The sequence below is a fragment of the Klebsiella sp. SWET4 genome (assembly GCF_024296565.1).
Lineage (GTDB): Bacteria > Pseudomonadota > Gammaproteobacteria > Enterobacterales > Enterobacteriaceae > Klebsiella > Klebsiella variicola.
The window spans coordinates 896,506-921,765 of the sequence record NZ_JANCOB010000001.1 but is presented as its reverse complement, the minus strand read 5'-3'; the positions used below and the strand labels follow the sequence as shown (position 1 = coordinate 921,765).

Sequence of the window (25,260 nt, the reverse complement as noted above, 5' to 3'; positions counted from 1 at the left end):
GGGGCGGGGGGATTACAGGTCGAAGCGGTCGAGATTCATCACCTTAGTCCAGGCGGCGACGAAGTCATGCACCAGCTTCTGCTGCCCGTCGGCGCAGGCATACACTTCCGCCAGCGCGCGCAGTACAGAGTTGGAGCCAAACACCAGATCCACGCGGGTGGCGCTGTACTTCGCCTCGCCGGTTTTACGGTCGCTGCCGGTAAACAGCTCCGCGTGGTCATCGGCCGCTTTCCAGACGTTGGCCATATCCAGCAGGTTGACGAAGAAATCATTGCTGAGCACGCCGACGCGGTCGGTGAACACCCCGTGTTTGCTGCCGTCGTAGTTCGCGCCCAGTACGCGCAAGCCACCGACCAGCACGGTCATTTCCGGGGCGGTTAGCGTGAGCTGCTGGGCTTTATCGATCAGCAGCGTTTCCGTCGAGACACCGCCTTCGATACGGCGATAGTTGCGGAAGCCATCCGCCAGCGGCTGCAGCAGGTCAAACGACTCGACGTCGGTCTGCTCAGGCAGGGCGTCGATGCGGCCTGGGGTAAACGGCACGTTAACGCTGACGCCGGCGGCAGCGGCCGCCTGCTCAACGCCGACCACGCCAGCCAGCACGATGATATCGGCTAACGACGCTTTGCCGGAGGCGCGCTGGATCGCCTGCAGAGTCGGCAGCACCCGGCTGGCGATAGCATTGACCGGCCAGTCTTTCTGCGGAGCGAGGGCCAGGCGTGCGCCGTTGGCGCCGCCGCGCTTATCGCCGCCGCGGAAGGTGGAGGCGGAAGCCCAGGCGACCGAAACCAGCTCACTCACCGACAGGCCGGCGCCGGCGATGGCGGTTTTCAGGCTGGCGATATCCTCAGCGCTCGGCTGATGAGTCGCTGCCGGCAGCGGATCCTGCCAAATCAGATCTTCTTTCGGCACTTCCGGACCGAGGTAACGGGATTTTGGCCCCATATCCCGGTGGGTCAGCTTGAACCACGCCCGGGCAAACGCCTCGTTAAAGGCCTGCGGATCGTTGAGGAAGCGGCGGGAGATCTTTTCAAACTCCGGGTCGAAGCGCAGGGTCAGGTCGGTGACCAGCATGGTCGGTTTGCGCTTTTTCCCCGGATTAAACGGATCCGGGATAATTTCCGGCGCATCTTTGGCTTCGAACTGGATAGCGCCAGCCGGGCTGCGGGTCTGCACCCATTCATATTTAAACAGGTTCTCGAAGAAGTAGTTGCTCCACTGGGTGGGCGTCTGCGTCCAGACCACTTCCAGACCGGAGGTGATGGCATCCGCACCTGCGCCGCTGCCGTAGCTGGAGTGCCAGCCCAGACCCTGCGCTTCCAGCGGGGCGGCTTCCGGCTCGGCGCCGACGTGGCTGGTTTCGGCGGCGCCGTGGGTTTTACCCAGCGTGTGGCCGCCGGCGATCAGGGCGACAATCTCTTCATCGTCCATCGCCATATTGCCGAAGGTGGCGCGAATGGCTGCCGCGGCGGACAACGGCTCGCCGCTGGCGTTCGGTCCTTCCGGGTTGACGTAGATCAGCCCCATTTCGGTGGCGCCGATGGCCTGTTTGGCCAGACTTTCCGGGTGACGGTGGGCCAGCCACTCTTTCTCATCGCCCCAGTCGACGTCCAGATCCGGTTCCCAGACATCTTCACGACCGGCGCCAAAGCCAAAGGTGCGGAAGCCGGCGTTTTCCAGAGCGACGTTACCCGCCAGCATGTAAAGGTCGGCCCAGGAGATTTTCTGGCCATATTTCTGTTTTATTGGCCACAGCAGACGACGGGCTTTATCGAGACTGACGTTGTCTGGCCAGGAGTTCAGCGGCGCAAAGCGCTGCTGCCCACGGCCTGCGCCGCCGCGACCGTCAACGGTGCGGTAGGTGCCGGCGCCGTGCCAGGCCATGCGAATAAACAAGCCAATATAGCTACCCCAGTCTGCCGGCCACCACTCTTGCGAGTCGGTCAGCAACGCTCTGAGGTCAGCTTTCAGCGCGGAGTAGTCGAGCTTTTTAAACTCTTCCCTGTAGTTAAAATCCTCACCCAACGGGTTGGAACGACTGGAGTGCTGGTTCAGCAGATCGACACGCAGCTGGTTAGGCCACCAGTCGCGGTTGCCGGTGCCGCTGCCGGCGCTCTGTTTTGGCGTCTCGGCGTGGAAAGGGCACTTTCCGGCGGATGCGTTGTTGGATGGGTCGTTAGACGTGCTCATATCAGGCTCCGTTTGCTTTTGTGAATGCCATTACGATATACACTGCTACCAATAAGCGATATTTGAATGAGTCTACAGATTTAATAGCTAATTCCGTTCAACGAAAGGTAAACATCCCCTTATATGACCAGGCATACCTGGCGGTTAGTATAAACCTCACCATTAACCATAGACGTAACGAGACGGCAAAGGAAACGATCTGCGTCAATCAGGGAGCCGGAATGCTAATTGTTTGAGATATGACAATTTTCCTGCGAGAAAAGGATGAGGGCTGTCCGTTGCGCGAGCGTAACGAATGTTCGGTACGGGGGTTGTTGGCGGACACAGAATAAGCTAATACTTAGGCACCATGTGACTGGCGCTGAAGACAGAATACTGTCGGGGAGCATGGTCGACGTCGCCGCGCGCCTGGGCATTACCGATAGCTGGAGATAAGTTATGCCTGAATTCGCTTCATTAATGGCCTTTGCCGCGGTGGCGCTGGGGTTGGTGTTAACCCCAGGCCCCAACATGATGTATCTCACTTCGCGTTCGATTTGCCAGGGAAAACGCGCTGGCTTTATCTCCCTTGCCGGCGTGGCCGTGGGATTTTTCTTCTATATGTTGTGTGCCGCTTTCGGCATCACCGCGTTGGTTTTCGCGGTTCCATACGCCTACGATGCCTTGCGTTTATGCGGGGTCGCTTATTTGCTCTATCTGGCGTGGCAGGCGATCAAACCGGGAGGGCGGCCGATATTTGCGGTGCGCGACTTACCCGCGGACAGTGGGCGTAAGCTGTTTCTGATGGGATTCCTCACCAGCCTGGCGAACCCCAAAGTTGCCATCCTGTATCTGTCCCTGCTGCCGCAGTTTATCACTCCCGGACTCGGCAGCGTGCTCAGTCAGTCGTTAATATTAGGCTGTACCCAGGTGATCATCAGCGTGGCGGTGAACGGCATGATTATCTTGCTGGCCGGGCAGGTGGCGTTATTTCTTGGTCGGCGGCCGGGCTGGCAACAATTTCAACGCTGGCTGATGGCGACGGTACTGGCGGGAATGGCGGTTAAGATCGCTTTTGAGGCCAGAAAATAAGCGGGTTGATCGTGTAAACAGATGCCAGCCGTCCCCGTTGCTGGCTAACCTCACACTCTGATGCCTTTCTCCTGCACAGAAAGGCTTCCCACGCTCTAACATGCTGAAACATTTCTGCCAGATCATTAGCAACCTTTCAGTAGGGCTGGCGCCGCGATAAGGCTATGCTTCCCGGCCGTTACGCTGTTGGCTTTTCTTGTGATTCAGGTGATGTACCGCTAATGCCCCTTTTGAGAGATGAAATTCGCGACCACTCCGCGGAAGAGATGCTGTTTATCCGCCGGGCCGCAATTGCTTTTCTGCTGGTGGTGGTCTGCTTTGGCGTGCTGATCGTCAACCTCTACCATCTGCAGGTGGAGCAGCATGATTTCTACCAGACCCGATCGAACCAGAACGACATTAAGATGCTGCCCATTGCCCCCAGCCGCGGGCTGATATTCGATCGCAATGGCATTCCGCTGGTGCAGAACATTACCCTGTATCGCCTGCAGGTGATCCCGAGCAAAATTCCCGATATGACCGCGCTGCTGCAAAGCCTGACGCCGATCGTCGACCTGACGCCGGATGACATCGCCAGCTTCCGCGACGATATGCACCACAACAGCCGCTATAAAGCGGTGACGCTGAAGTCCGACCTCAGCGACGTGGAGGTGGCGCGCTTCGCGGTTAACGAATTCCGTTTCCCCGGCGTGACGGTGGAGAGCTATCAGCAGCGCGAATACCCGTACGGCGCCGAGCTGGCGCACGTGGTGGGCTATGTGTCGAAAATTAACGACAACGACCTGCAGCGGCTGGCGAAAGACGGCGAAGAGGAGAACTATGCTGCCGACCACAATATCGGCAAGCAGGGGATCGAGGGCTATTACGAAAAAGCGCTCCACGGCACCACCGGCTATCAGGAAGTGGAGGTCGATAACCACGGCCGGGTGGTGCGTCTGCTGAAAGAGGTACCGCCGGTGGCCGGGAAAAACCTCTATCTGACCCTCGACCTGCACCTGCAGCAGTATATTGAGTCGGTGCTGAAGGGGCAGCGCGCGGCGGTGGTGGTGGTCGATCCCCGGGATGGCGGCGTGCTGGCGATGGTCTCCAGCCCCAGCTACGATCCTAATCCGTTCGTCAAAGGCATTGGCTATCAGGCCTATAAATCGCTGCTCGATAATCCGGACCGGCCGCTGATCAACCGCGTCACCCAGGGGCTGTATCCCCCGGCCTCGACGGTGAAGCCCTATATGGCGCTGTCGGCGCTCTCCGCAGGGGTCATCACCCCGAATACCACCTTCTTCGGCGCGCCGACGTGGACGCTGCCGGGCACGCAACGCCGCTACCGCGACTGGCTGAAGACCGGCCACGGGATGCTCAACGTGACCAAAGCCATCGAAGAGTCGGCTGACACCTTTTTCTATCAGGTCGCTTTCGAGATGGGCATTGACCGGATCCATGAGTGGCTGAGCAAGTTTGGTTACGGCCAGTCCACCGGCATCGACCTTAATGAGGAGTATGCCGGCGTACTGCCCAGCCGGGAATGGAAACAGCGGGTGCATAAAAAGCCCTGGTATCAGGGGGACACCATCTCGGTCGGCATCGGCCAGGGGTACTGGATCGCCACGCCCATTCAGATGGTGAAGGCGCTCACCACCCTGCTGAACAATGGCAAGGTGCAGGATCCGCATCTGCTCTATTCGATGAAGCAGGGCGATCATGTGGAACGTTATCAGCAGCCGGCGAACCTGCCGCAGGTGGGCGATCCGAAATCGCCGTACTGGGGCATTGTGCGCAACGGCATGTATGGGATGGCGAATCTGCCCAACGGCACCGGCTACAAGCTGTTCCATACCGCGCCGTACCAGATCGCGGCGAAGTCCGGCACCTCGCAGGTGTTCAGCCTGAAGCAAAACCAGACCTACAACGCCAAAATGATCCCGGTGCGTCTGCGCGACCATATCTTCTATACCCTGTTTGCCCCTTATCAGCATCCGAAGGTGGCGATGGCGCTGATCCTGGAGAACGGCGGCGGGGATGGGGTGGTGGCCGGACCGACGGCGCGCGCCATTCTGGACCACATCTTTGTTCCGCAGCAGGCGTCATCCGCGGCGGCTGACGTGCCGCAGCGTGACAGCGCCGATGCCCAGTAAGCGGCTGGACTTATTCCGGACGCGCATCGTTCATAGATATTGGTTATTTGTCCCGCGGCTTTCCGGGCGGCATAGTGATGGCAGGAACATGACCCGGAGCGAGGAGGAAGGGTGACACGTAACCGATTATTGCTGGTTCAGACCGGCACGCCGCCGGCAGCCATCCGCGAGGAGCATGGCGATCTGCCGCACTGGTTCCGTACGCTGCTGGCGCCGTGGCAGGCGCAGCTGACCGCGGTGCGGGTCTTTGAAGATGAACCGCTGCCGGCGCCGGATCGCCAGACCGTGGCGGTTCTCACCGGTTCGTGGGCAATGGTGTCCGATCGCCTGGCATGGAGCGAACGGACCGCCGACTGGATCCGTCAGGCGGTGGCTATCGGCATGCCGCTGTTCGGCGTCTGCTATGGTCATCAACTGATGGCCCATGCGCTGGGCGGTGAGGTGGCTTACCATCCTGCCGGGCGGGAAAGCGGCAGCAAAACGATTGCGCTTTCGCCGTGGGGTGTCGATGACCCGCTGCTGAGCGGCCTGCCAGCGACATTCCCCGCGCATTTGAGCCATTTGCAAACCGTGACCCGTTTGCCGGAGGGGGCTACCGTGCTGGCCGCATCCTCCCACGATCCCCACCAGATTGTGCGCTACGGGCCGCAGGCGGTCTCCACGCAGTTTCACCCGGAATTCACCGCGCCGATTGCCCGCTCGCTGATCCGCTACCGGGAGGCGGTGCTGCAGGCGGAAGGCATCGACCCACAACAGTTACACGACGAGGTCCAGGAGAGCCCGCAGGCCGCGGCGATCCTCACCCGCTTCGTCAGCGACTTTCTGACCCCGGATGCCCCCGGCCATTAACTCCCTGTCGTGAACAGCACTCGCCAGCGACGACGCCGGCGGGTCATCTCACGCCACAGGGCGACCACCTCTTCAACGCGCAGCGCGTCAGCCGCCTGCGGCGTCACCCCCGGCAAGTTATACTCCTGGCGCAGCGCGTCCAGGGCGCGCACCTTCGGCGGTACCCGGGAGCGGGCCTGAGCGGCCAGCCGCTGCTGTAACAACCTGAAGGTCGCCTCATCCATGGGGTCCAGCTGGCGCAGAAAGGTTTTACAGCAGCGGAGGAGTTCTCCGGGACGGCGATCCGGGGACTGGAGCGCCATCAGCAGTCCGTCGCGATCGGCAACGCGCTGATAGCGGCAGCTCACCACATAGCCTATCTGCTGCTCCACCCGCAGGCGCTGGAAAAACGGCGGCTCGCAGAACTGCGCCAGCACCCGCAGGGCCGCCAATGAAGCGCCTTCCGGCAGCGGAAGAAAGACCAGTAGCGCCGTGTCGCCCCGGGGATAAGCCAGCCGCTCGACGCCGCCGCGGCAGGGGGCCGGAGCGGGCATCGGCGGATTAACCGGGACGGTAAGCCGGCTCAGCTGACGCGCTACCCACTGCGCATCTTCCGCGCTGCCGCCAATCAGGGCCGCCAGCCAACCTTCCTGGTGCGCTGACGTACCCAGCCGTTCGGGGAGCTGGGCCATGAGATGACGGATCGCAATACTCTCCGGCGGTGGGGGCAGCGGGGCGACCGGGAGCGCGAGCTGCCGCACGATGGCCTGCAGAATCGCCTCCGGCCGTTGGCCGGACGCAGGCAACTGCAGGATCAGCTGCCAGCTGCCGTCGAACAGATGCCACTCGCCGTGTCCCCCGGCATGGCGCAGGGCGGCAAGAAATGGACGCAGCTGTTCCCCGCGCGCCAGCCCTTCGGCCGGCGTGGGCGAGCAGTAGAAGGGCGGTCGCAGCAGGAGCGTCGGCGGCTCTCCCGGTGACGGGAGGTGACGCAGTGGCGCGGCTTCCGCCGGGCTTTCGGCCACGAGCTCGCCAGCGGCCTGCGGATAAAAAGCGAATGCCAGCGCCGGGTCAGAGACCGGACGTGGCGACCAGCGGCTGAGCGGCAGGCTAAAGCCCTGGGTGGCTACCGTTGCTCCGGGGGGCTGCGTCTGGCAGGCCAGGCTGACCGTGGGGGCGGCCAGCAGGGCGGCGCAAAAATCGGCGAACCCGGTGGGCGGCGCCCCGGGGGCAAAGCCGAATGCCCGCTGGCGCAGCTGATCGAGGGGCGACAGCGCCTGAAAACGGCGCCGGGACAGCTGATAGTAGTGTTGCTGCTGCTCAGGCGTCGTCTGCTGTAGCGCCTGCAACCAGTGGGTTATCTGCCGGTCGACCTGTTCCGGCCGGTCGCTGGCGAAAATCAGCGCCAGCCAGCCGAAGTGCTGATCCTGATACAGCCAGTTCAGCGCCACGTCCTCGGCCATCCCGCGCTGGCGCAGGCCGGCCATCAGGCTACCGGGGGCTTCATCCAGCAAAAACTCGCGCAGTAACGTGACATTGTCACTTAAGGCGATCAGCGGGCAGCGCCACAGCGCGGGCTGGCTGGAGACGGCCAGCTGCAGTTGAGGGGGCTCGCCCAGAGTGAGCGGCGGCGCTGGCGGCGGTGCCTCGCCCGGGGCAAGCCCGGTGGCGAAACGGGTCGCCAGTTCGCCGAGCACCTCCAGCGACTGCGGCCCCTGCAGCCAGAGTTGCATCCGGCGGGCGACGTAGTGGCTGCGGTGAAAGTCACGTAAGGCCGCCTGTAGCGCGAGGAAATCCTCCCCCAGCGACCCGGCGTCGCCGACCTGAAAGCGGCGAAACGCCGCGGGCGCGATGGCGGCGTGACGCACGGCGGCTTCCCGTCGCGACAACTCATGCTGTTGGATCAGGCGGTTTTCGGCGTCGATAACCGCGACTTCGCGTTGAATATCGTCCCTGAGCAGCAGCGGCGCCTGCAGCATCTCCTGCAGGCGCGCGACGCCGTCAGCCAGATCCTCGGCGGCGACCTCGAAAAAGAAAGCGCTGTGGCGGGACAGGGTGGTGGCATTCACATTCCCTGCCTGGCGCTGCACCCAGCTCATCAGCCGTTCATCATTGCGGTAGCGCTCACCGCCGTAAAACAGCAGGTGTTCCAGCAGGTGCGCCAGACCGGGGAAGCACGACGGTTCATGGTGGCTGCCGGCGGCAACCCGCACCAGGGCCGCCGCGCGATCGGCCTGCGGCTGATGAACCAGGGTAGCCTGCAGGCCGCCCGGCAGAGTGACAGTGCGGGTCGCCAGCGTCATTACAGTTCCCGGGTTTTGTAGATAAGCTGCGAGCGGGTACGGTTGCGGAACTGCAGCTGGCTGACTTTGATGTCGCTGCAGGCCGCTTCGCGCCGGGCCTCAAGGATTTTGTGATGATGTGGGGATTTGCTGCACACCGGGTCGGCGTTATCGGCGCTGCCGGTCAGCATAAAGGCCTGACAGCGGCAGCCGCCGAAGTCTTTCTCTTTTTCATCACAGGAGCGGCACGGCTCCGGCATCCAGTCATACCCGCGATAACGGTTGAAGCCGAACGAGTCATACCAGATCGATTCCAGACTCTGCTCCAGCACCGACGGGAACGCCACCGGCAGCTGGCGCGCGCTGTGGCACGGCAACGCAGTGCCTTCCGGAGTGACGCTGAGGAAAATCGATCCCCAGCCGCCCATACAGCCTTTCGGGCGTTCCTCGTAATAGTCCGGGGTGACGAATAGCAGGTTGGTGAGGTTACCGCTGGCGGCCATTTTCTGCCGGTAATCGGCGACCACCTGCTCGGCGCGGGCGATCTGTTCCCGGGTCGGCAGTAACCCCTCGCGATTAAGAAACGCCCAGCCGTAAAACTGGCAGGTGGCGAGCTCGACGTCATCGGCCTCCAGCTCAATGCACAGCTCGATAATTTTATCGAGCTGGTCGATGTTGTGCCGGTGGAGGACGAAGTTCAGCACCATCGGGTAGTCGCGCGCTTTCACCGCTCTGGCCATCGCCAGCTTCTGCTGGAAGGCTTTTTTATTGCCGGCAAGAGCGGCGTTGAGCACCTCATCGCTGGCCTGGAAGCTAATCTGGATATGGTCCAGTCCGGCCTCGCTGAAGGCGTCGAGTTTGCTCTCGGTTAGCCCAATTCCCGAGGTGATCAGGTTGGTATAGAACCCGAGGTCGCGCGCGGCGCGGATCAGCTCCGGCAGATCTTTACGGGTCAGTGGCTCGCCGCCGGAAAAGCCCAGCTGTACGCTGCCCATCGCTCGCGCCTGGCGAAAGACCTCGATCCATTGTTCGGTGGTCAGCTCCTTTTCCTGCCGGGCGAAGTCCAGCGGATTGGAACAGTAGGGACACTGCAGCGGGCAGCGGTAGGTCAGCTCCGCCAGCAGCCACAGCGGCGGATTGACGGCGGGTTTATTCTGGCTCACGGCAGGTGATCCACTTCTGTTGACAGGCGATCTGCAGGAACTCGACGACGTCGTCATCGACGCCGCCGGCTTCCGGGAAACGTTCGTTAAGCATGGCGATAATCGCCGCGACGTCGCGCCGGCCATCGACCAGCTCGAGGATCGCCGCGGCGGTCTCATTGAGTTTGGCCATACCCTCCGGATAGAGGATCACATGGCTCTCCTGGGCGGCTTCCCACTGCAGTCGGTAGCCGCGACGAAAGGCAACGATGGACGTTTTTTGCATGATTACACCAGTCGGGTCGTGTGCCAGGCCGCCTTGTCGGTGACCGTGTGATAGGGCGGGCGCTGCAGAGCGTAGGCCATGGTCATGGCATCGAGCATCGACCACAGGATGTCGAGCTTAAACTGCAGGATCTCCAGCATCCGGTTCTGTTTTTCAGCGCTGTCACAGTAGGTCTTCGCCAGCGCCAGACCATGCTCAACGTCGCGGTTAGCCTGGCTCAGACGACTGCGGAAGTAAAAATAGCCTTCCTCTTTGATCCACGGATAGTGCTGCGGCCAGCTGTCGAGGCGCGACTGATGGATCTGTGGGGCGAACAGCTCGGTCAGGGAGCTGCAGGCCGCCTCCTGCCAGCAGGCGCGACGAGCGAAATTAAGATAGGCATCCACCGCGAAGCGCACGCCGGGCAGCACGTGACGCTCGCTGAGCAGGTCGTCGCGGCTCAAACCGACCGCTTCCCCCAGCCGCAGCCAGGCTTCAATCCCGCCATCTTCGCCGTGGCTACCGTCGTGGTCGAGGATCCGCTGCACCCATTTGCGCCGGGTCTGCGCATCCGGGCAGTTGGCCATAATCGCCGCGTCTTTCAGCGGAATGGTGGTCTGGTAATAAAACCGGTTCGCCACCCAACCCTGAATTTGCTCGCGGGTCGCTTCGCCGTTATGCATGGCGATGTGGTAAGGGTGGTGAATATGGTAGAAGGCGCCTTTAGCCCGCAGAGCCTCTTCAAAGGCCTGCGGCGACAGCGTGTCGGTGATCAGCATGCGGTATCCTGAAGGGTGATTGCCATCCCGTCCCAGCTCACTTCAATCCCCTGTTGCGTTAGCGCCTGGCGCTGGGGAGACTGTTCGTTAAGGATCGGGTTGGTGTTATTAATATGAATGAGAATTTTGCGTTTTGCCGGCAGGGAGGCCAGCAAGGCCATCATCCCGTGCTCATCGCTGAGCGCCAGGTGTCCCATATCGCGACCGGTATTGCGCCCGACGCCGGCGGCCTGCAGCTCGTCATCCTGCCAGACGGTGCCATCGATCAGCAGACAGTCCGCTTTTTGCAGCCACGGCAGAAGGGCTTCATCCGGCTCACCCAGCCCCGGGGCATAGAACAGCGTCTGCCCGTTGCGGCGGTTTTCGATAAACAGCGCCACGTTATGGCCCGGCAGCGGCCGGTCGCGATACGGCGAATAGGGCGGCGCGTTGCTGGCGATAGGCACGGCGGTAAACTGCAAATCAGGGCAGGCGTCAACGGTAAAAGGCTGCTGCGGCGCGATGGGATGATGCACCAGGCCGCCGTTCCAGTGTCGCAGCATGGTAAACACCGGGAAGCCGGTGGAGAGATCCTCATGAACCTCCGGCGTGCACCACACCTGGTGCGGGCAGCCTTCGCGCAGGCTCAGCAACCCGGTGGTGTGGTCGATCTGGCTGTCGGTGAGAATAATGCCGCCGATAGACGTCCCGCGCAGTACGCCGGGTTTATTTAACTCGGGGGTATGGGCAATCTGCTGGCTGATATCCGGCGAGGCATTGCACAGCACCCACTCTTTGCCGTTATCGCTGACGATGATCGACGACTGGGTGCGGGCGCTGGCCTGAATGGTGCCGTTGCGCAGACCCTGACAGTTGGCGCAGTTGCAGTTCCATTGCGGGAAACCGCCGCCGGCGGCGGAGCCGAGGACTTTAATGAACATGAAGACGGACCGGGTAATGAATGAAGGTGCCCGCGCGAACGGCGGGCGGGGCGATTAACGGTTAGAAATGTACAGCGTCACTTCCAGACCGAGACGTAAATCGATAAAAGCAGGTTTCTTCCACATGTTGTGTTCCTCTTAAAAATGACGACAGGCCTCACGGATAATGCTGGATCTGTGACGGCCGCCGCATATTGCGCTTCACCGGGAGAGAGATCAACCCGGAATCTGTAAGGAATTAACTTTATGTTTACAATATAACCTATTGTTGCCAAACCTTTTTTAATACCCGCAGCCAGTTGTTCCACAGCAGCTTATCCAGCACCAATTGATCATAGCCATTGTCCCGCAAGGCATTGATAAGCCGCGGTAAGCCGGCCACATCCCCCAGCTCGTCGGGCAGGGTGATGCCGTCAAAATCCGAGCCGAGAGCCACATGATCCTCACCCATTATGTTAATAAGATAGTCGATATGCCGGACAATGGTGGTTATGGGTGTGTCGCTATCGCGCCGTCCGTCGGCGCGCAGGAAGGCATTGCCGAAATTGACGCCCACTACGCCGCCGCTGTCGCGGATCGCCCGCAGTTGCCGGTCGGTCAGATTGCGCGGCTGTGGGCACAGGGCGTGGGCATTAGAGTGGGTGGCCACCAGTGGGGCGGTGGAGTGGTGGGCGGTATCCCAAAAGGCCTGTTCATTCATGTGCGAAACATCGATCTGCATCTTCAGGGCGTTGGCCTGAGCGATGAGCGCAATGCCCTCGCGAGTGAGACCCGGCCCGCTGTCCGGGCTGCCGGGAAAGGCGCCGGTGACCCCGCAGCCGAAGCGATTGGCGATGTTCCAGAACGGACCAATGCTGCGCACCCCGGCGCGATAAAAGGCCTGCAGATCTTCGCCTTGCGCGTCGAACCCGCCAGCACCTTCGATGTGCGCCACCATCGCCAGCGCGTTATCCTGGCGACAGCGTTCGATATCCGCCGCGCTCAGGCACAGCCGCGCGCGACTGGCGTCATGGGCGCAAATCGCCTTGAGGATAGCCAACTGCTGCCAGAGGATCGCCCGCGGATCCCACGCCTCGCTGGCGTACTGCGGCGCCACGCGGGCGATATACTCCTGCGGCGGCACAAAGAGGGCGAACAGGCCGCCGGCCAGCCCGCCCTGGCGGATACGCGGATAGTCGAGATGGCCGTTTTCTATCCCGGCAAAGAAGGCGCTTACCGGATCCTCACGATGGTGAAGCCAGAGATTCAGCAGCAGGTCATTGTGACCATCAAAAATCGCCATAGCGGGTTCCTGCGTTCTTAAGTGGTGAAAAATGCCTGCCACGGTAACGGATTTATCTCCTGGGGCAAGCATAAATTCACATGCCCGCAACAATTGCCAACCTCGACTCTGTATCACACTGTATCTCGCGGCGCAGCGCTGACATTAAGAGATAAAAATGGCCCCGGTCGGGCACATGGCAGATACAAATTTCCGCTTTACTGGTCACGTACTCTCTTGATGATGATAAAAGGTGAGAAAGTGATGAACAGATTATCCCTGATCCGCTATACCAGCGCCGCGGCGCTGGGGTTATCCACCCTGTGGTCCGCTGCCGTTTGCGCCGCGGAAGACGCGGGGGCGTTCGACAAGATCCACCAGATCCGCGCCGGCGACCTGAATATAGGCTACGTGGATATCGGCCCGCGCGACGGCCAGCCGGTGATCCTGCTGCACGGCTGGCCCTACGATATTCAGAGCTATGCTCAGGTGGCGCCGGCTTTAGCGCAGAAGGGTTACCGGGTCATTGTGCCGTATCTGCGCGGCTACGGCACGACCCGTTTCCTCTCCGCCAGCACGCCGCGTAACGGTCAGCCGTCGGCGATGGCGGCCGATATTGTCCATCTGATGGACGCCCTGAACATCAGGCAGGCGGATCTGGCCGGCTTTGACTGGGGCGCGCGCACGGCGGATATCGTCGCCGCGCTGTGGCCGCAGCGGGTGAAATCCCTGGTCTCGGTGAGCGGGTATCTGATCAGCAGTCAGCAGATTGGCGAAAAACCGCTGCCGCCGCAGGCGGAGCTGTCGTGGTGGTATCAGTTCTATTTTGCCACCCCGCGCGGCGAAGCCGGTTACCGGCAGAACACCCACGACTTTTCGAAATTTATCTGGCATCAGGCGTCGCCGCAGTGGCAATTCAGCGACGCGACCTTTGCCAGAACCGCCCGGGCGCTGGATAACCCGGACCACGTGGCGATCACCATCAGCAACTACCGCTGGCGCCTGGGGCTGGAGAAGGGGGAAGCGAAGTATGCCGGCTATGAACAACGGCTGGCGGCGCTGCCGCCGATAACCGTGCCCACCATCACCCTTGAAGGGGCGAATAACGGCGCGCCGCATCCGGCTCCCGCCAGCTACCGGGCTAAATTTACCGGGAAATATGAACACCGGGATCTGCAGGGGGCGGTGGGCCATAATCCGCCGCAGGAGGACCCGGCAGACTTTGTCCAGGCGGTGGTGGACGCCGATCGTTTGTAATCCGCGCCTTGCCGGCGGCGCGACGTTGCGCTTCCGGCAACACGGCTTATGCTTGTGAAGAGTTAATTTTGCCGCAGGAGCAGCCTTTGGAGCGTATTGACCACATCCTGGTCGTCGATGACGACCGCGATATTCGGGAACTGATTGTCGACTATCTGGAAAAATCGGGATATCGCGCCAGCGGCGCGGCGAACGGCAAAGCCATGTGGTCGGTGCTCAAAAATCATCAAATTGACCTGATTGTGCTGGATATCATGATGCCGGGCGAGGATGGCTTAACGCTCTGTCGCCAGCTGCGCGCCAACTCGCAGCAGGATATCCCGGTGCTGATGCTCACCGCCCGCACCGATGACAGCGACCGGATCCTCGGCCTGGAAATGGGGGCTGACGATTATCTGATTAAACCTTTTGTGGCCCGCGAACTGCTGGCGCGCATCAAAGCCATTTTACGCCGCACCCGGGCGCTGCCGCCCAATCTGCAGATCACCGAGGCGGGCAGACTGATCGCCTTTGGCGACTGGCTGCTCGACACTGCCGCCCGCCACCTGCTGGATGACAGCGGCGCCATCGTCGCCCTCAGCGGGGCGGAGTATCGGCTGCTGCGGGTGTTTCTCGACCACCCCCAGCGGGTGCTGAACCGCGATCAGCTGCTGAATCTGACCCAGGGACGCGACGCGGAACTGTTTGAGCGGTCAATTGACCTGCTGGTGAGCCGACTGCGCCAGCGGCTACGGGAGGATGCCCGCGAGCCGGCCTACATTAAAACGGTGCGCAGCGAAGGCTATGTGCTGTCGGTGCCGGTCTCCATCCGCGAGAGGCATGAATGAGGTTCTGGCCCGCCTCGCTGCAGTCGAGGCTGATGGCGCTGCTGTTTCTGGCGCTGCTGCTGGCGAATACTTTAACCCTGTCGCTGCTGTTTTATGAGCGCATGAGCAGCGCCCGCAGCGTGATGCTGGACAACCTGGCCTCCGATGTCGCGACCAGCGTGGCGATCCTCGACCGTCTGCCGGCCGCTGAGCGCCCACAGTGGCTGCCGAAGCTGGCGCGCGGCAACTATCGCTATCTGCTGGACTCCGGGGAGCGCGGCGACTACCCGGACAGCTGGCGCGCCCGGGACGCAGCCCGCTCCCTGCAGGAGGCGCTGAGCGCGCAGTACCCGGTGAGTATTGTGACGATCCCCGGCCCGCGGCAGCATATTCAGGCCCATATTACCCTCCACGACGGCGCCCCGTTGACTCTCGATCTGTGGCCGAAGCTACCGGCCATCGCCCGCTGGCTGCCGGTGGTGCTGATCGCTCAGTTTGTTCTCCTGCTGGCCTGCGCCTGGTATGCTGTTCGCCAGGTGTTGCTGCCCATCACCCGTTTTACCCGCGCAGTGGACGCCCTTGAACCGGCCAGCGACACGGCGGGAACCATGGCCGAGCAGGGGCCGGAAGAGGTCCGCCGTGCCGCTCGCGCGTTTAACGCGATGCAGGCGCGCATCCACGACCATCTGCAGGAGCGGGCGCGGATCCTCGCCGCTATCTCCCACGATCTGCAAACCCCGATCACCCGAATGAAGCTGCGGGTGGAGATGGCCGACCAGCCGGAACTACGCGATAAGCTGCTGCAGGATCTCGACAATATGACCCGCCTGGTGCGGGAGGGCATCGCCTTCGCCCGCACCTCGCAGCCGCTGGCGGAGGCGCGCCAGCGGCTGAACCTTGACGCCTTTCTCGACACCATCGTCTGCGATTATGCCGATGTCGGCCGGCCGGTGCGTTTTTGCCCGGAGGAGACCGCCGGGGTGGTGTCGATCCCACCGCAGGCCCTGCGCCGGGTGATGACTAACCTTATCGATAATGGGTTGAAATTCGGCACCACGGTCACGGTAACTCTGACCCGCGACGCCGCCGGGGATGTCACCCTCCATGTACTGGATGAGGGGTCGGGGATCCCGGAGGCCGCGCTACAGGCGGTGCTGCAGCCGTTTTATCGCCTGGAGGACTCGCGCAATCGCGATACCGGCGGCACCGGTCTGGGGCTGGCGATCGCTGCGCAGCTGGTCAGCCAGATGAACGGCGCACTGCGCCTGGCCAACCGCCCGCAGGGCGGCCTGGACGCCAGCGTTCGCCTTGCCGCGGCGGGATTGTATCCTGCTGTATCTCCGGCGCAGACGGATAATTAAGCCGACAATTCTCCCCCTTTCCCGACACATTCGCCTTACATGGCCTTGCGGTAATGTCGTGGCTGCCACTCCCGGCAGCGACGACATAATGAGGAGAAGGCGATGTCGATATTCATTGCATTTTTGGGCGGAATGTTAACCCTGCTGAGCCCCTGTACGCTGCCGGTGATCCCGCTGCTGTTCGCCAGCGTCCGGGGCCGCCGGGGGCAGCTGGCAATTATGCTGGCTGGAATGGCGCTGATGTTCGGCGCGGTTTCGTGGCTGGTGACGGTCGCCAGCGGCTGGGTGGTGAATCTGACCCTCGCAGGCCGCGGCCTGGCGCTGGCGTTCTTCGCCCTGGTCGGGCTGAGCCTGCTTTCGCAGCGCGTCGCGCAGCGGCTGACCTCACCCCTGGTGGCGCTGGGAAATCAGCTTAACAACGCCAGCTCACGCCAGCGCGGCTGGATCGGTTCGCTGCTGGCCGGGCTGGCGGTGGGCCTGTTGTGGGCCCCGTGCGCCGGGCCGGTATTGGGGGCGATACTGAGCCTGGGCTTTGTGCATCCGGGCCAGGCGACCACTGGCGGGTTGCTGCTGGCTTACGGCAGCGGCGGGGCGCTGATGTTATTCCTGCTGGGGTGGTGCGGCGCGGCGTTGATTGCCCGTCTGCGTCGTGGGCTGGCGTTCGGCGAACGGCTGCGCCGGCTGGCGGGGGTGGCGATGCTGGCCTCGGTGGCGCTGATCGCCAGCGGCGGCGATCGCTATCTGCAAAGTGCGGGAGGCTGGAGTCAGGCGCTGGAGCATCGGCTGGCCGCCCGTCTGCCGCAGCCGGAGCAAAAGACCATCCTCCAGCCGATCGCCGCGCCGCAGCCCAGCAGCGCGATGCCCTCCCTGGCGGGAGGCAGCGCGTGGCTCAACAGCCCGGCGTTAACTCCGGAGCGTCTGAAGGGCAAAGTGGTGCTGGTGGATTTCTGGACCCGGGAGTGCATCAACTGTCAGCATACCCTGCCTTACGTACGCGACTGGGCGAACAAATACCGCGCGGCCGGGCTGGTGGTGATTGGCGTCCATACCCCGGAATATCCCTGGGAGCGTTCGCTGCCGCTGCTGCGCCAGGCGGTGAAGGACGGGCGGATAACCTACCCGGTGGTGGCGGATAATGAGTACGCCATCTGGAATGCCTTCGGCAATCAGTACTGGCCGGCGCATTACATTTTCGACGCTCGCGGACAGTTGCGTTATACCGCCTTCGGCGAAGGGGATTATGCCCGCCAGGAGCAGGTGATCCAGCAGCTACTGCAGGAGAACAAAGCCTGACCCGCGGCGTAGGCGTCGGGCGGACGGATCCCTCCAGCCCTTATACTGATGCCGGGCGGCGCTGCGCTTGCCCGGCCTACCTGGTTACGGAGCCGCGTGTAGGCCCGGTAAGGCGCAGCCGCCACCGGGCATCGAAGCGGGAGAGGCGCTGGATGCCCATTGTCGGTGACTGCCGAACGGTTCCCTCTCCCTTCAGGGAGAGGGTTAGGGTGAGGGTGAATGGAAGTAGCGTGACAACGTCACATCTCGACCCACCCCTGCAGGGCCTCGGTCATCAGTTCGCCGAGCAGCGCCACGGCGGCGGAATGCTGTCCCTCGCGCGGGGTTTGTTGCAGGTTAACGGCCAGGCTACCTGGCGATGGCAGCAGCCCGGCGACGGTGCGCAGGTTGCCGGGCATGCCGATGCGGGTGCGTATCGTCAGCCCCAGGCCAGCCTGTACCGCCGCCCAGATGCCGTTCAGGCTGTGGCTGACGAATACCACCTGCCAGGGGATCCCCGCGGCATCGAGACAGGCAATAGCGCGAGAGCGCATCAGGCACGGGCTGTCGAACATCACCAGCGGCAGCGGCTCGCCGGAGGCCAGCAGTGCACCAATATCCAGGTCAGGATGCGCAATCCACGCCAGCGGGCAGCGGCCCATCCCGGGGCCCTGATCTTCGGTTTGCCACAGCAGCGCCAGATCCAGCGCCTCTTCCGCCAGCGCCTGGCGCAGCGGACCATTGCGATCCACCCTGGCGACTATCCGCACCTGCGGATGATACCGTTTAAATTGCCCCAGGATCCCCGGCATCAGCGATTCGCCAAAATCTTCCTGCATACCAAGGTGGATCTCGCCGGTGAGTCGCTCGCCCTGCAGCGCGCGCAGGGTTTCATCATTGAGCGCCAGCAGTCGTCTGGCGTAGCTCATCAGCTTTTCGCCTTCCGCGGTGAGCACCAGATGCCGCCCCTGTTTGGCCACCAGCGCCGTACCGCACTGGCTCTCCAGCTTTTTAAGCTGGGCGCTGACGGCCGAAGTGGAACGCGACAGGCGCAGCGCTGCCTGGGCGAAACTGCCGCACTCCATGCCGGTCACAAAGCTGCGCAGGGCGTCGAGATCCAGTCCCGGTAAGCGTTTCTCCATCATCATCCTCATTTTCAGGATGTTTATCCTGAACGTCGTTATTCTCGGGATAATACTGTGGCATCGCGAAAGGCAGGCGTCAACGGGCCCAGCGACCAGCCAGGGAGCAGAGAACGTCAGTGGCGCGGAAAGAAATAAAAAAGCCGATAAGGAGATTATCGGCTTATTGCAGGTAAGGCTGACAGCGGGGCGGCAGGCGCCGCCCGCTAGGGCAGGTTATTGCGCCAGCAGCTCCTGAGCGGTGCGTTCCACCAGGTTAAGCAGAACCTTCACGTCATCCAGCGTCACCACCGGGTTCAGCAGGGTCAGCTTCAGGCAGGTGACACCGTTATGCTCGGTCACGCCAACGTTAGCGCGGCCGGAAGCCAGCAGGGCATCGCCGACGCGCTGGTTGAGCAGCGCGATGGCCGCCGCGTCGCTCTGCGCCATCTGCGCCGGACGGGAACGGAACAGCACGCTCGCCAGCTGCGGCTGCATCACCAGCTCCAGCGTCGGCTGCGACTTCACGTACTCCGCCACGTTTTTCGCCATCGTGACGCCGTGATCGATGATCGCCGCATACTGTTTCTGGCCCAGCGCTTCCAGACCCATCCACAGCTTCAGCGCATCGAAGCGACGGGTGGTCTGCAGCGACTTAGATACCAGGTTCGGTACGCCGTGTTCTTCATCGAACTCGGAGTTCAGATAGGCCGCCTGATAACGCATCAGCTCGTAATGGCGCGCGTCCTTCAGCAGGAAGGCGCCGCAGCTGATGGTCTGGAAGAACTGCTTGTGGAAGTCCAGGGTAACGGAATCCACCAGCTCCAGACCGTCAAGGTAGTCGCGATACTGCTCAGACAGCAGCAGCGCGCCGCCCCAGGCTGCGTCAACGTGCAGCCAGATCTGATGTTCCGCGGCGATACCGGCGATGTCGCGCAGCGGGTCGATAGCCCCCGCGTCGGTGGTGCCGGCGGTGGCGACGATCGCCATGATCTGCTCGCCGTTAGCCTGCGCTTGCGCAATCTTCGCTTTCAGATCGGACACGTCCATCCGCGCGAATTCGTCGGTTTTCACCAGCGTGACCGAGCGGTAGCCGAGGCCCATCAGCGCCATGTTCTTCTGCACCGAGAAGTGGGCGTTTTCCGAGCACAATACTTTGTACTTGCGGATATCCCCCGGCAGCCCATCCTGCTGGATGGAGTGCCCCTGACGGGCGAAGAAGGCGTCGCGCGCCAGCATCAGGCCCATCAGGTTGCTCTGGGTGCCGCCGCTGGTGAAGACGCCGGCGTCGCCAGCCGGATAACCGACCCGGGCGCGCAGCCATTCGATCAGCTTCATCTCAATGATGGTTGCCGACGGGCTCTGGTCCCAGGAGTCCATGCTCTGGTTGGTGGCGTTGATCAACACTTCCGCCGCCTGGCTAATTACCAGGCTCGGGCAGTGCAGGTGCGCCACGCACTGCGGGTGATGCACCGACAGGCTGTCTTTCAGGAAGTACTCGATCGCACGATCAATCGCCGCCTGGTTACCCAAACCCTGTTCGTTAAATTCAAGGGAGATACGCTCACGCAGCTCGTCAACGCTTTTCCCCTGATACATCTCAGGTTGCTTCAGCCACTGCACAACGGCCTGGCTGGTCTGCTCGATAACCTGCTGATAGGCTTCAACGCTCTGCGCTGAACCAGCAAGAATCGGATTCAATGTGGACATGGTGGTCACTGACTCCACTCAGACCGGCTTTACGCCGGCGGCCAGCAGGGCCTGTTCGAATTTGTCGAGGAACACATCCAGTTCCGCGTTGCTGATCAGCAGGGACGGCAGCAGACGCAGCACGCAGCCGTGACGACCACCGCGCTCCAGAATCAGGCCCGCTTCGAAGCATTTCTTCTGCAGCAGGGCAGAGAGTTCGCCGTCAGCCGGGTAGCAGCCCATGTGATCCTGAGCTTCGTTCGGCTTGACGATTTCGATACCGATCATCAGACCAAGACCGCGTACGTGGCCAATGACCGGGTAGCGCTTCTGCAGCTCGGCCAGTTTGCCTTTCAGCCACTCGCCCTGGGCAGCGACTTTGTCGGCAATCTTGTTGTCGCGCAGGTGACGCAGGGTGGTCAGACCGGTAGCCATCGCCAGCTGGTTGCCGCGGAAGGTGCCGGTGTGGTGACCCGGTTCCCAGGCGTCGAACTGTTTTTTAATGCCCAGCACCGCCAGCGGCAGACCGCCACCGACCGCTTTCGACATCACGATGATGTCCGGCTGGATACCGGCGTGCTCGAAGGCGAAGAATTTACCGGTACGGGCAAAGCCAGCCTGCACTTCATCGACGATCAGCAGAATGCCATGCTCTTCGGTCACTTTGCGGATGCGCTGCAGCCACTCAACCGGCGCCGGGTTCACGCCGCCTTCACCCTGCACAGCTTCGAGGATCACCGCCGCCGGTTTACGGACGCCGCTCTCCACGTCGTTGATCAGGTTTTCGAAGTAGTAGGTCAGGGCTTTCACGCCGGCTTCGCCGCCGATGCCCAGCGGGCAACGATACAGGTGCGGGTAAGGCATGAACTGGACTTCCGGCATCATGCCGTTAACCGCCGCTTTCGGCGACAGGTTGCCAGTGACGGACAGCGCGCCATGGGTCATCCCGTGATAGCCGCCGGAGAAGCTGATCACCGCCGTACGGCCAGTGTATTTTTTCGCCAGTTTCAGCGCGGCTTCCACGGCGTCAGCGCCGGAAGGACCGGTGAACTGCAGGCAATACTCTTTCCCTTCGCCCGGCAGGCAAGAGAGCAGGTATTCGGAGAAACGATCTTTTAACGGGGTAGTCAGATCGAGGGTATGTAACGGCAAGCCGCTGGTAATGACACTTTGGATGCTCTGCAATACATCAGGGTGGTTGTGGCCCAGAGCGAGAGTACCGGCGCCCGCGAGGCAGTCCAGGTACTGTTTGTTATCCGCATCCGTCAGCCACACGCCTTCAGCTTTAGTGATAGCCAGCGGTAACTTACGCGGGTAACTCCTGACATTCGATTCGAATTCGGCCTGACGGGCCAAAAAGGTTTCGTTGTTTGCGTCTAATAAATCGGCACGTAAAGTATCAATACGGACTTTATCCGTCATCATATCACTCCCACAACCAGCATTGCGGTTGAACGCTGGTTGAATAATTGGTCTAAGGAATTGAATTGGCATTCATAAAGCGCGCACAATATATGGCTTTTTAAATCCGCATTCAACGTTTTATTGATTGCGCTATTTTGACGTTATTCTTACCGGGGCAATAATTAACGTAACCTGCTGAATTATAATAGAACAACTGCGTGTCACGATAACCCTTTAAAGTGTAATTATTAGTGAGAAAGTCTCTATATTTTTATTGCCGCTGCGTTAAAACGCTGACGGAATGCCTTCCGTCAGCGATAGCAAGTCTCAATGCAGTTCCACCGCATAATTTGTTAAAGGTGTGACTTTTTTCACCAACTTATTGTTATATAAAAACTGTTCATAAGCTTCGTAGCGCGGTTTATCCAGCGCCGCCGGATCGGTGGCGAACAGCGGCACGGTTTGCAGCCACGCCTGGTGGTTGAGTTCGGTTTTCAGCTCCGGGTGGGCGGCGGCAAACGCCTCCCAGCTTTCCTGCGGATGGGCGCGGAGATAGCTCACCCCGGCCTGCAGGGCGGTGAGGAATTTACGGATCTTCGCCTCATGAATCGCGTCGCGATGGGCGACAATCACCAGCTCGTCATAGGCCGGCACGCCGTAATCTTCGACGTTCATCACTACCGGCGTTTTGCCCTGCAGCTTCAGCTCCTGTGCTTCTATATTACGATAGCCGCCGATGACCGCGTCCACCTGGCCCGCCAGCAGGGCGCTGGTCAGCTGGAAATTGACGTTAACCAGTTTGATACTGGCCGGATCGATCCCCGCGTGTTGCGCCATGGTCGACAGGGTGGCCTGCTCAATGCCGCTGACCGAATAGCCCACCTTCTTACCTTGCAGATCTGCCGGAGTTTTGATCTGCTTGTTGAGAACGATCACCGTGTTCAGCGGCGAGTTAATCAGGGTCCCGACGCGCACCAGCGGTAACCCTTCGTCAGCGAAGAAGTGCACCTGCGGCTGGTAGGTGATGGCCAGATCCGCCTGACGGGCGGCCACCATGCGGGGAGGCAGCGCGGGATCGGAGGGAGGGACAATCTTGACGTCCAGCCCCTGAGCCTTAAAGGCGCCGATCTGCTCGGCCACCATAATCGGCGCATGGTCGGGGTTAATGTACCAGTCCAGCACCAGCGTCAGCGGTTCATTGGCCAGCGCGTGGCCGCTGACCAGGGCCGTCAGGGATGCCCCGGCGAAAAGCGACTTTTTCATCTGTTTTCCTTTATTACTTCATCTTTATTCCGGTGACCAGTCGATCAGCCTGTGTAGCAGGGTATCTACCGCCAGCCACAGCAGGAGGGTCAGTAGCACTAAAATAAACAGCGCGGCGAAGCAGATATCGGTTTGCAGCCGCGCATTGGCATTGAGCATGACGTAGCCCAGCCCCTCAGCGGAGCCGACCCATTCGCCGATAATCGCGCCGATGGGCGCCACCGCCGCCGCCATCCGCAGGCCCGAGCCCAGCGCAGGCAGGGCAGCCATCAGGCGGACATGCCGCAGCTGAGCGCCGAAGGAGGCGTTCATGCTGCGCGCCAGATCGAGATACTCCAGGTTGACCCGTCGCAAGCCATCAAAGAAGGCGGAAGTCACTGGAAAGAAAATCACCAGCACGGCCATCGCCACTTTGGCGCTCATGCCAAAGCCCAGCCACAGCACCAGCAGCGGGGCGAGGGCAAAGACCGGGATCGCCTGACTGGTGAGGACCAGCGGCATCAGCCAGCGCTGCAGACGCGGAGAGAGGATCATACCCAGCGCCAGGGTGACACCGAGCGTCACGCCTAGCGCCAGGCCGCTCAGGATCTCACTGAGCGTGATAAGCGTGTTCCAGCCGAGATAGGCGCGATTAACCCACAGCGCCTCGGCGACCGCCATCGGGGAGGGTAAAAGAAAGTGAGGAATGCCGCTGCGGCTGGCCAGACCCCAGAGGATCATCAACCCGCAGAACACCATGCTGCCCCGCCAGAGACGTCCGGTCATGGATGAGCCCTCATCAGTTGCTGCAGCAGGGCGGCCTGGCTGTTCAAGAGATCGGGCGCGTCCGGCGCGCGCGGAGGTGTGCCGGCGAGGTGATGGCTGTCATCGATGTCGCCGTCGGCCGCCGAGAGGACCAGCAGGCGGTGGCTCAGCCGGCAGGCCTCCTGCGGATCGTGGGTGATCAGCACCACCGTGCGACCAGCCAGCAGGGTGGCTGCCAGAGTTTGAATGCGCGTGCGGGTGAGGGTATCCAGCGCCGAGAAAGGCTCATCCATCAGCACGATGGGGCGATCCTCATACAGGGTGCGGGCCAGCGCGGCGCGCTGACGCATGCCGCCGGAGAGGGTTGCCGGCCGGGCGTCGGCGCAGGACGAGAGCTCAACCTGATCAAGCAGGGCGGCGACCCGGGCACGATCGACTTTTTCACCGCGCAGCCGCGCGCCGAGGGCGACGTTGTCCCGGACGCTCAGCCAGGGGTAGAGCAGATCTTTCTGCCCCATCCACGCCAGACGGCCCTGAATAGGCTGCCCATCGCTGGCGACCACTTCTCCCCGGGTGGCGGGCGCCAGACCGGCCATCACCCGCAGCAGGCTGGTTTTGCCGGCGCCGCTGGCGCCGAGGAGCGACACCCACTGCCCGCCGGGGACCGTAAACGACAGGTTGTCGAACAACCGACGGTCGCCGAAATGCAGGCTCAGGCCACGGACCTCAATACCCGGCGCCGTCACGCCCGGGTCTCCGCCGTCGCGTTGAGGCCCATCTGCCAGAACTGCGCCTCAAGGCGGGTGGCAGTGGTGAAAATCTCGCTCAGCTCAGTGATCCGGGCCTCGCTCCCGCGCTGCTGCCACACCGTTTCCAGCAGCGCCAGCGCGGCGTTGACGCCGTGCAGATAGCCTTCATCGCCATAGTTGCGGATCCACGAGGCGTAGGGGTTATCGTCCAGTCGGGTGGCGGGATGCTGCAGCAGGCCGAGACCGATTTCCGCATAACCGGCCACGCAGGGCATCAGCGCGACCAGCAGATCCAGCGCGTCACCCGAGTGGCCAATATCCAGCACGTAGCGGGTATAGTTAATGGTTTCCGGCGCTTCAGGCTGGGTAGCCATCTCCTGCTCGCTAATGCCCCACTGAGCGCAGTAACCGACGTGCAGCGGCAGTTCGTTGAGGATGGCGTTCATTGAGGCGGCCGCGGCCCGCATCTCCGGCAGCGTGCGCAGTTTACTCACCAGCAGCGCATAGCTGCGGGCAAAGTGGATCAGAAACAGATAATCCTGGGTCAGGTAGCGACGAAATGCGCTTTCCGCCAGGGTGCCCTCGGCAAGCTGCTGGACGAAAGGATGCGCCACATAGTGCTGCCAGTCAGCGGCGGCCAGCTGGCGTAAACGGCCATAAAGACCATGGCTAAACGCGGGAATTATCACAGGACCTCCAGATATTCAGGGGAGATCCGGGCGTG

General features: G+C 61.9%; 22 protein-coding genes and 1 riboswitch. Of the genes, 7 read left to right on the top strand and 15 right to left on the bottom strand.

The window, feature by feature from the left end; all coding sequences use genetic code 11:
- Positions 1-12: 12 nt before the first annotated feature.
- On the bottom strand, positions 13-2,190 hold the full coding sequence (gene katG, locus NKJ21_RS04740; protein WP_167341267.1) for a catalase/peroxidase HPI: 2,178 nt from the start codon (positions 2,188-2,190) through the stop codon (positions 13-15).
- A 341-nt stretch (positions 2,191-2,531) separates the two neighbouring features.
- A riboswitch (ZMP/ZTP riboswitch) is annotated at positions 2,532-2,611 on the top strand.
- Between the two features lie 17 nt (positions 2,612-2,628).
- Between katG and NKJ21_RS04735 the strand changes: the two genes are divergently transcribed.
- The 3 genes from NKJ21_RS04735 to NKJ21_RS04725 all read left to right on the top strand — a co-directional run bounded on the left by NKJ21_RS04735 (position 2,629) and on the right by NKJ21_RS04725 (position 6,242).
- Positions 2,629-3,261, top strand: coding sequence for a LysE family translocator (locus NKJ21_RS04735; RefSeq protein WP_004898401.1), 633 nt, complete (start codon positions 2,629-2,631; stop codon positions 3,259-3,261).
- A 221-nt stretch (positions 3,262-3,482) separates the two neighbouring features.
- Positions 3,483-5,393: a penicillin-binding protein 2 gene (mrdA, locus tag NKJ21_RS04730; RefSeq protein ID WP_043875224.1), complete on the top strand. Its 1,911-nt coding sequence runs from the start codon at positions 3,483-3,485 to the stop codon at positions 5,391-5,393.
- 111 nt (positions 5,394-5,504) lie between these two features.
- Positions 5,505-6,242 (top strand): glutamine amidotransferase, encoded by a 738-nt coding sequence (locus tag NKJ21_RS04725; protein ID WP_008804776.1) that lies wholly within the window; start codon positions 5,505-5,507, stop codon positions 6,240-6,242.
- On the opposite strand, the gene pqqF is transcribed toward NKJ21_RS04725, so the two are convergent.
- The 7 genes from pqqF to NKJ21_RS04690 all read right to left on the bottom strand — a co-directional run bounded on the left by pqqF (position 6,239) and on the right by NKJ21_RS04690 (position 12,891).
- A complete protein-coding gene (pqqF, locus tag NKJ21_RS04720; RefSeq protein WP_254732739.1) occupies positions 6,239-8,524 on the bottom strand; it encodes a pyrroloquinoline quinone biosynthesis protein PqqF in 2,286 nt (761 codons plus the stop codon). The genes NKJ21_RS04725 and pqqF overlap by 4 nt on opposite strands.
- A complete protein-coding gene (pqqE, locus tag NKJ21_RS04715) occupies positions 8,524-9,666 on the bottom strand; it encodes a pyrroloquinoline quinone biosynthesis protein PqqE (RefSeq protein ID WP_008804778.1) in 1,143 nt (380 codons plus the stop codon). The genes pqqF and pqqE overlap by 1 nt, the downstream gene beginning before the upstream one ends.
- A complete protein-coding gene (pqqD, locus tag NKJ21_RS04710) occupies positions 9,653-9,931 on the bottom strand; it encodes a pyrroloquinoline quinone biosynthesis peptide chaperone PqqD (protein ID WP_008804779.1) in 279 nt (92 codons plus the stop codon). Before pqqD ends, pqqE begins: the two co-directional genes overlap by 14 nt.
- Positions 9,932-9,933: 2 nt before the next feature.
- On the bottom strand, positions 9,934-10,689 hold the full coding sequence (gene pqqC, locus NKJ21_RS04705; RefSeq protein WP_008804780.1) for a pyrroloquinoline-quinone synthase PqqC: 756 nt from the start codon (positions 10,687-10,689) through the stop codon (positions 9,934-9,936).
- Positions 10,683-11,609, bottom strand: a complete 927-nt coding sequence (gene pqqB / locus NKJ21_RS04700; protein WP_008804781.1) for a pyrroloquinoline quinone biosynthesis protein PqqB — start codon at positions 11,607-11,609, stop codon at positions 10,683-10,685. Before pqqB ends, pqqC begins: the two co-directional genes overlap by 7 nt.
- A gap of 54 nt (positions 11,610-11,663) precedes the next feature.
- Positions 11,664-11,735, bottom strand: a complete 72-nt coding sequence (pqqA, locus tag NKJ21_RS04695) for a pyrroloquinoline quinone precursor peptide PqqA (RefSeq protein ID WP_002905689.1) — start codon at positions 11,733-11,735, stop codon at positions 11,664-11,666.
- Between the two features lie 136 nt (positions 11,736-11,871).
- Positions 11,872-12,891: a dipeptidase gene (locus NKJ21_RS04690; RefSeq protein WP_012968141.1), complete on the bottom strand. Its 1,020-nt coding sequence runs from the start codon at positions 12,889-12,891 to the stop codon at positions 11,872-11,874.
- 243 nt (positions 12,892-13,134) lie between these two features.
- On the opposite strand from NKJ21_RS04690, the gene NKJ21_RS04685 reads away from it, so the two are divergent.
- From NKJ21_RS04685 to NKJ21_RS04670, 4 genes are all read left to right on the top strand, one after another.
- The gene (locus NKJ21_RS04685; protein WP_048268461.1) at positions 13,135-14,127 is read left to right on the top strand and encodes an alpha/beta fold hydrolase; all 993 of its coding nucleotides are present in this window, start codon (positions 13,135-13,137) and stop codon (positions 14,125-14,127) included.
- A gap of 86 nt (positions 14,128-14,213) precedes the next feature.
- Positions 14,214-14,954, top strand: a complete 741-nt coding sequence (locus NKJ21_RS04680) for a response regulator (RefSeq protein WP_032754460.1) — start codon at positions 14,214-14,216, stop codon at positions 14,952-14,954.
- Entirely contained in the window at positions 14,951-16,294 is a 1,344-nt protein-coding gene (locus NKJ21_RS04675) for a HAMP domain-containing sensor histidine kinase (RefSeq protein ID WP_032754458.1), read from the top strand. Before NKJ21_RS04680 ends, NKJ21_RS04675 begins: the two co-directional genes overlap by 4 nt.
- 102 nt (positions 16,295-16,396) lie before the next feature.
- Positions 16,397-17,587, top strand: a complete 1,191-nt coding sequence (locus NKJ21_RS04670; RefSeq protein WP_032754455.1) for a cytochrome c biogenesis protein/redoxin — start codon at positions 16,397-16,399, stop codon at positions 17,585-17,587.
- 239 nt (positions 17,588-17,826) lie between these two features.
- Here NKJ21_RS04670 and NKJ21_RS04665 read toward each other — a convergent pair whose 3' ends face one another.
- The 7 genes from NKJ21_RS04665 to tenA all read right to left on the bottom strand — a co-directional run bounded on the left by NKJ21_RS04665 (position 17,827) and on the right by tenA (position 25,225).
- Entirely contained in the window at positions 17,827-18,720 is an 894-nt protein-coding gene (locus NKJ21_RS04665; protein WP_032754453.1) for a LysR substrate-binding domain-containing protein, read from the bottom strand.
- Between the two features lie 204 nt (positions 18,721-18,924).
- A complete protein-coding gene (locus tag NKJ21_RS04660; protein WP_162493254.1) occupies positions 18,925-20,406 on the bottom strand; it encodes an aspartate aminotransferase family protein in 1,482 nt (493 codons plus the stop codon).
- A 9-nt stretch (positions 20,407-20,415) separates the two neighbouring features.
- Positions 20,416-21,801 (bottom strand): diaminobutyrate--2-oxoglutarate transaminase, encoded by a 1,386-nt coding sequence (locus tag NKJ21_RS04655; RefSeq protein WP_008804788.1) that lies wholly within the window; start codon positions 21,799-21,801, stop codon positions 20,416-20,418.
- A 306-nt stretch (positions 21,802-22,107) separates the two neighbouring features.
- Positions 22,108-23,043: an ABC transporter substrate-binding protein gene (locus tag NKJ21_RS04650; protein WP_032740580.1), complete on the bottom strand. Its 936-nt coding sequence runs from the start codon at positions 23,041-23,043 to the stop codon at positions 22,108-22,110.
- Positions 23,044-23,067: 24 nt separating this feature from the next.
- Positions 23,068-23,808, bottom strand: coding sequence for an ABC transporter permease (locus NKJ21_RS04645; protein WP_032754450.1), 741 nt, complete (start codon positions 23,806-23,808; stop codon positions 23,068-23,070).
- On the bottom strand, positions 23,805-24,533 hold the full coding sequence (locus NKJ21_RS04640; protein WP_032730433.1) for an ABC transporter ATP-binding protein: 729 nt from the start codon (positions 24,531-24,533) through the stop codon (positions 23,805-23,807). The genes NKJ21_RS04645 and NKJ21_RS04640 overlap by 4 nt, the downstream gene beginning before the upstream one ends.
- Complete coding sequence (gene tenA / locus NKJ21_RS04635; RefSeq protein WP_012968150.1) at positions 24,530-25,225, bottom strand: thiaminase II; 696 nt, start codon at positions 25,223-25,225, stop codon at positions 24,530-24,532. Before tenA ends, NKJ21_RS04640 begins: the two co-directional genes overlap by 4 nt.
- Positions 25,226-25,260: the final 35 nt, after the last annotated feature.

Bases quoted from the DNA above. Each gene is read 5' to 3' on its own strand.
- katG (WP_167341267.1), bottom strand. From the start codon at position 2,190: ATGAGCACGTCTAACGACCCATCCAACAACGCATCCGCCGGAAAGTGC.
- NKJ21_RS04735 (WP_004898401.1), top strand. From the start codon at position 2,629: ATGCCTGAATTCGCTTCATTAATGGCCTTTGCCGCGGTGGCGCTGGGG.
- mrdA (WP_043875224.1), top strand. From the start codon at position 3,483: ATGCCCCTTTTGAGAGATGAAATTCGCGACCACTCCGCGGAAGAGATG.
- pqqF (WP_254732739.1), bottom strand. From the start codon at position 8,524: ATGACGCTGGCGACCCGCACTGTCACTCTGCCGGGCGGCCTGCAGGCT.
- pqqD (WP_008804779.1), bottom strand. From the start codon at position 9,931: ATGCAAAAAACGTCCATCGTTGCCTTTCGTCGCGGCTACCGACTGCAG.
- pqqC (WP_008804780.1), bottom strand. From the start codon at position 10,689: ATGCTGATCACCGACACGCTGTCGCCGCAGGCCTTTGAAGAGGCTCTG.
- pqqB (WP_008804781.1), bottom strand. From the start codon at position 11,609: ATGTTCATTAAAGTCCTCGGCTCCGCCGCCGGCGGCGGTTTCCCGCAA.
- NKJ21_RS04690 (WP_012968141.1), bottom strand. From the start codon at position 12,891: ATGGCGATTTTTGATGGTCACAATGACCTGCTGCTGAATCTCTGGCTT.
- NKJ21_RS04685 (WP_048268461.1), top strand. From the start codon at position 13,135: ATGAACAGATTATCCCTGATCCGCTATACCAGCGCCGCGGCGCTGGGG.
- NKJ21_RS04675 (WP_032754458.1), top strand. From the start codon at position 14,951: ATGAGGTTCTGGCCCGCCTCGCTGCAGTCGAGGCTGATGGCGCTGCTG.
- NKJ21_RS04670 (WP_032754455.1), top strand. From the start codon at position 16,397: ATGTCGATATTCATTGCATTTTTGGGCGGAATGTTAACCCTGCTGAGC.
- NKJ21_RS04665 (WP_032754453.1), bottom strand. From the start codon at position 18,720: ATGAGGATGATGATGGAGAAACGCTTACCGGGACTGGATCTCGACGCC.
- NKJ21_RS04655 (WP_008804788.1), bottom strand. From the start codon at position 21,801: ATGATGACGGATAAAGTCCGTATTGATACTTTACGTGCCGATTTATTA.
- NKJ21_RS04650 (WP_032740580.1), bottom strand. From the start codon at position 23,043: ATGAAAAAGTCGCTTTTCGCCGGGGCATCCCTGACGGCCCTGGTCAGC.
- NKJ21_RS04645 (WP_032754450.1), bottom strand. From the start codon at position 23,808: ATGACCGGACGTCTCTGGCGGGGCAGCATGGTGTTCTGCGGGTTGATG.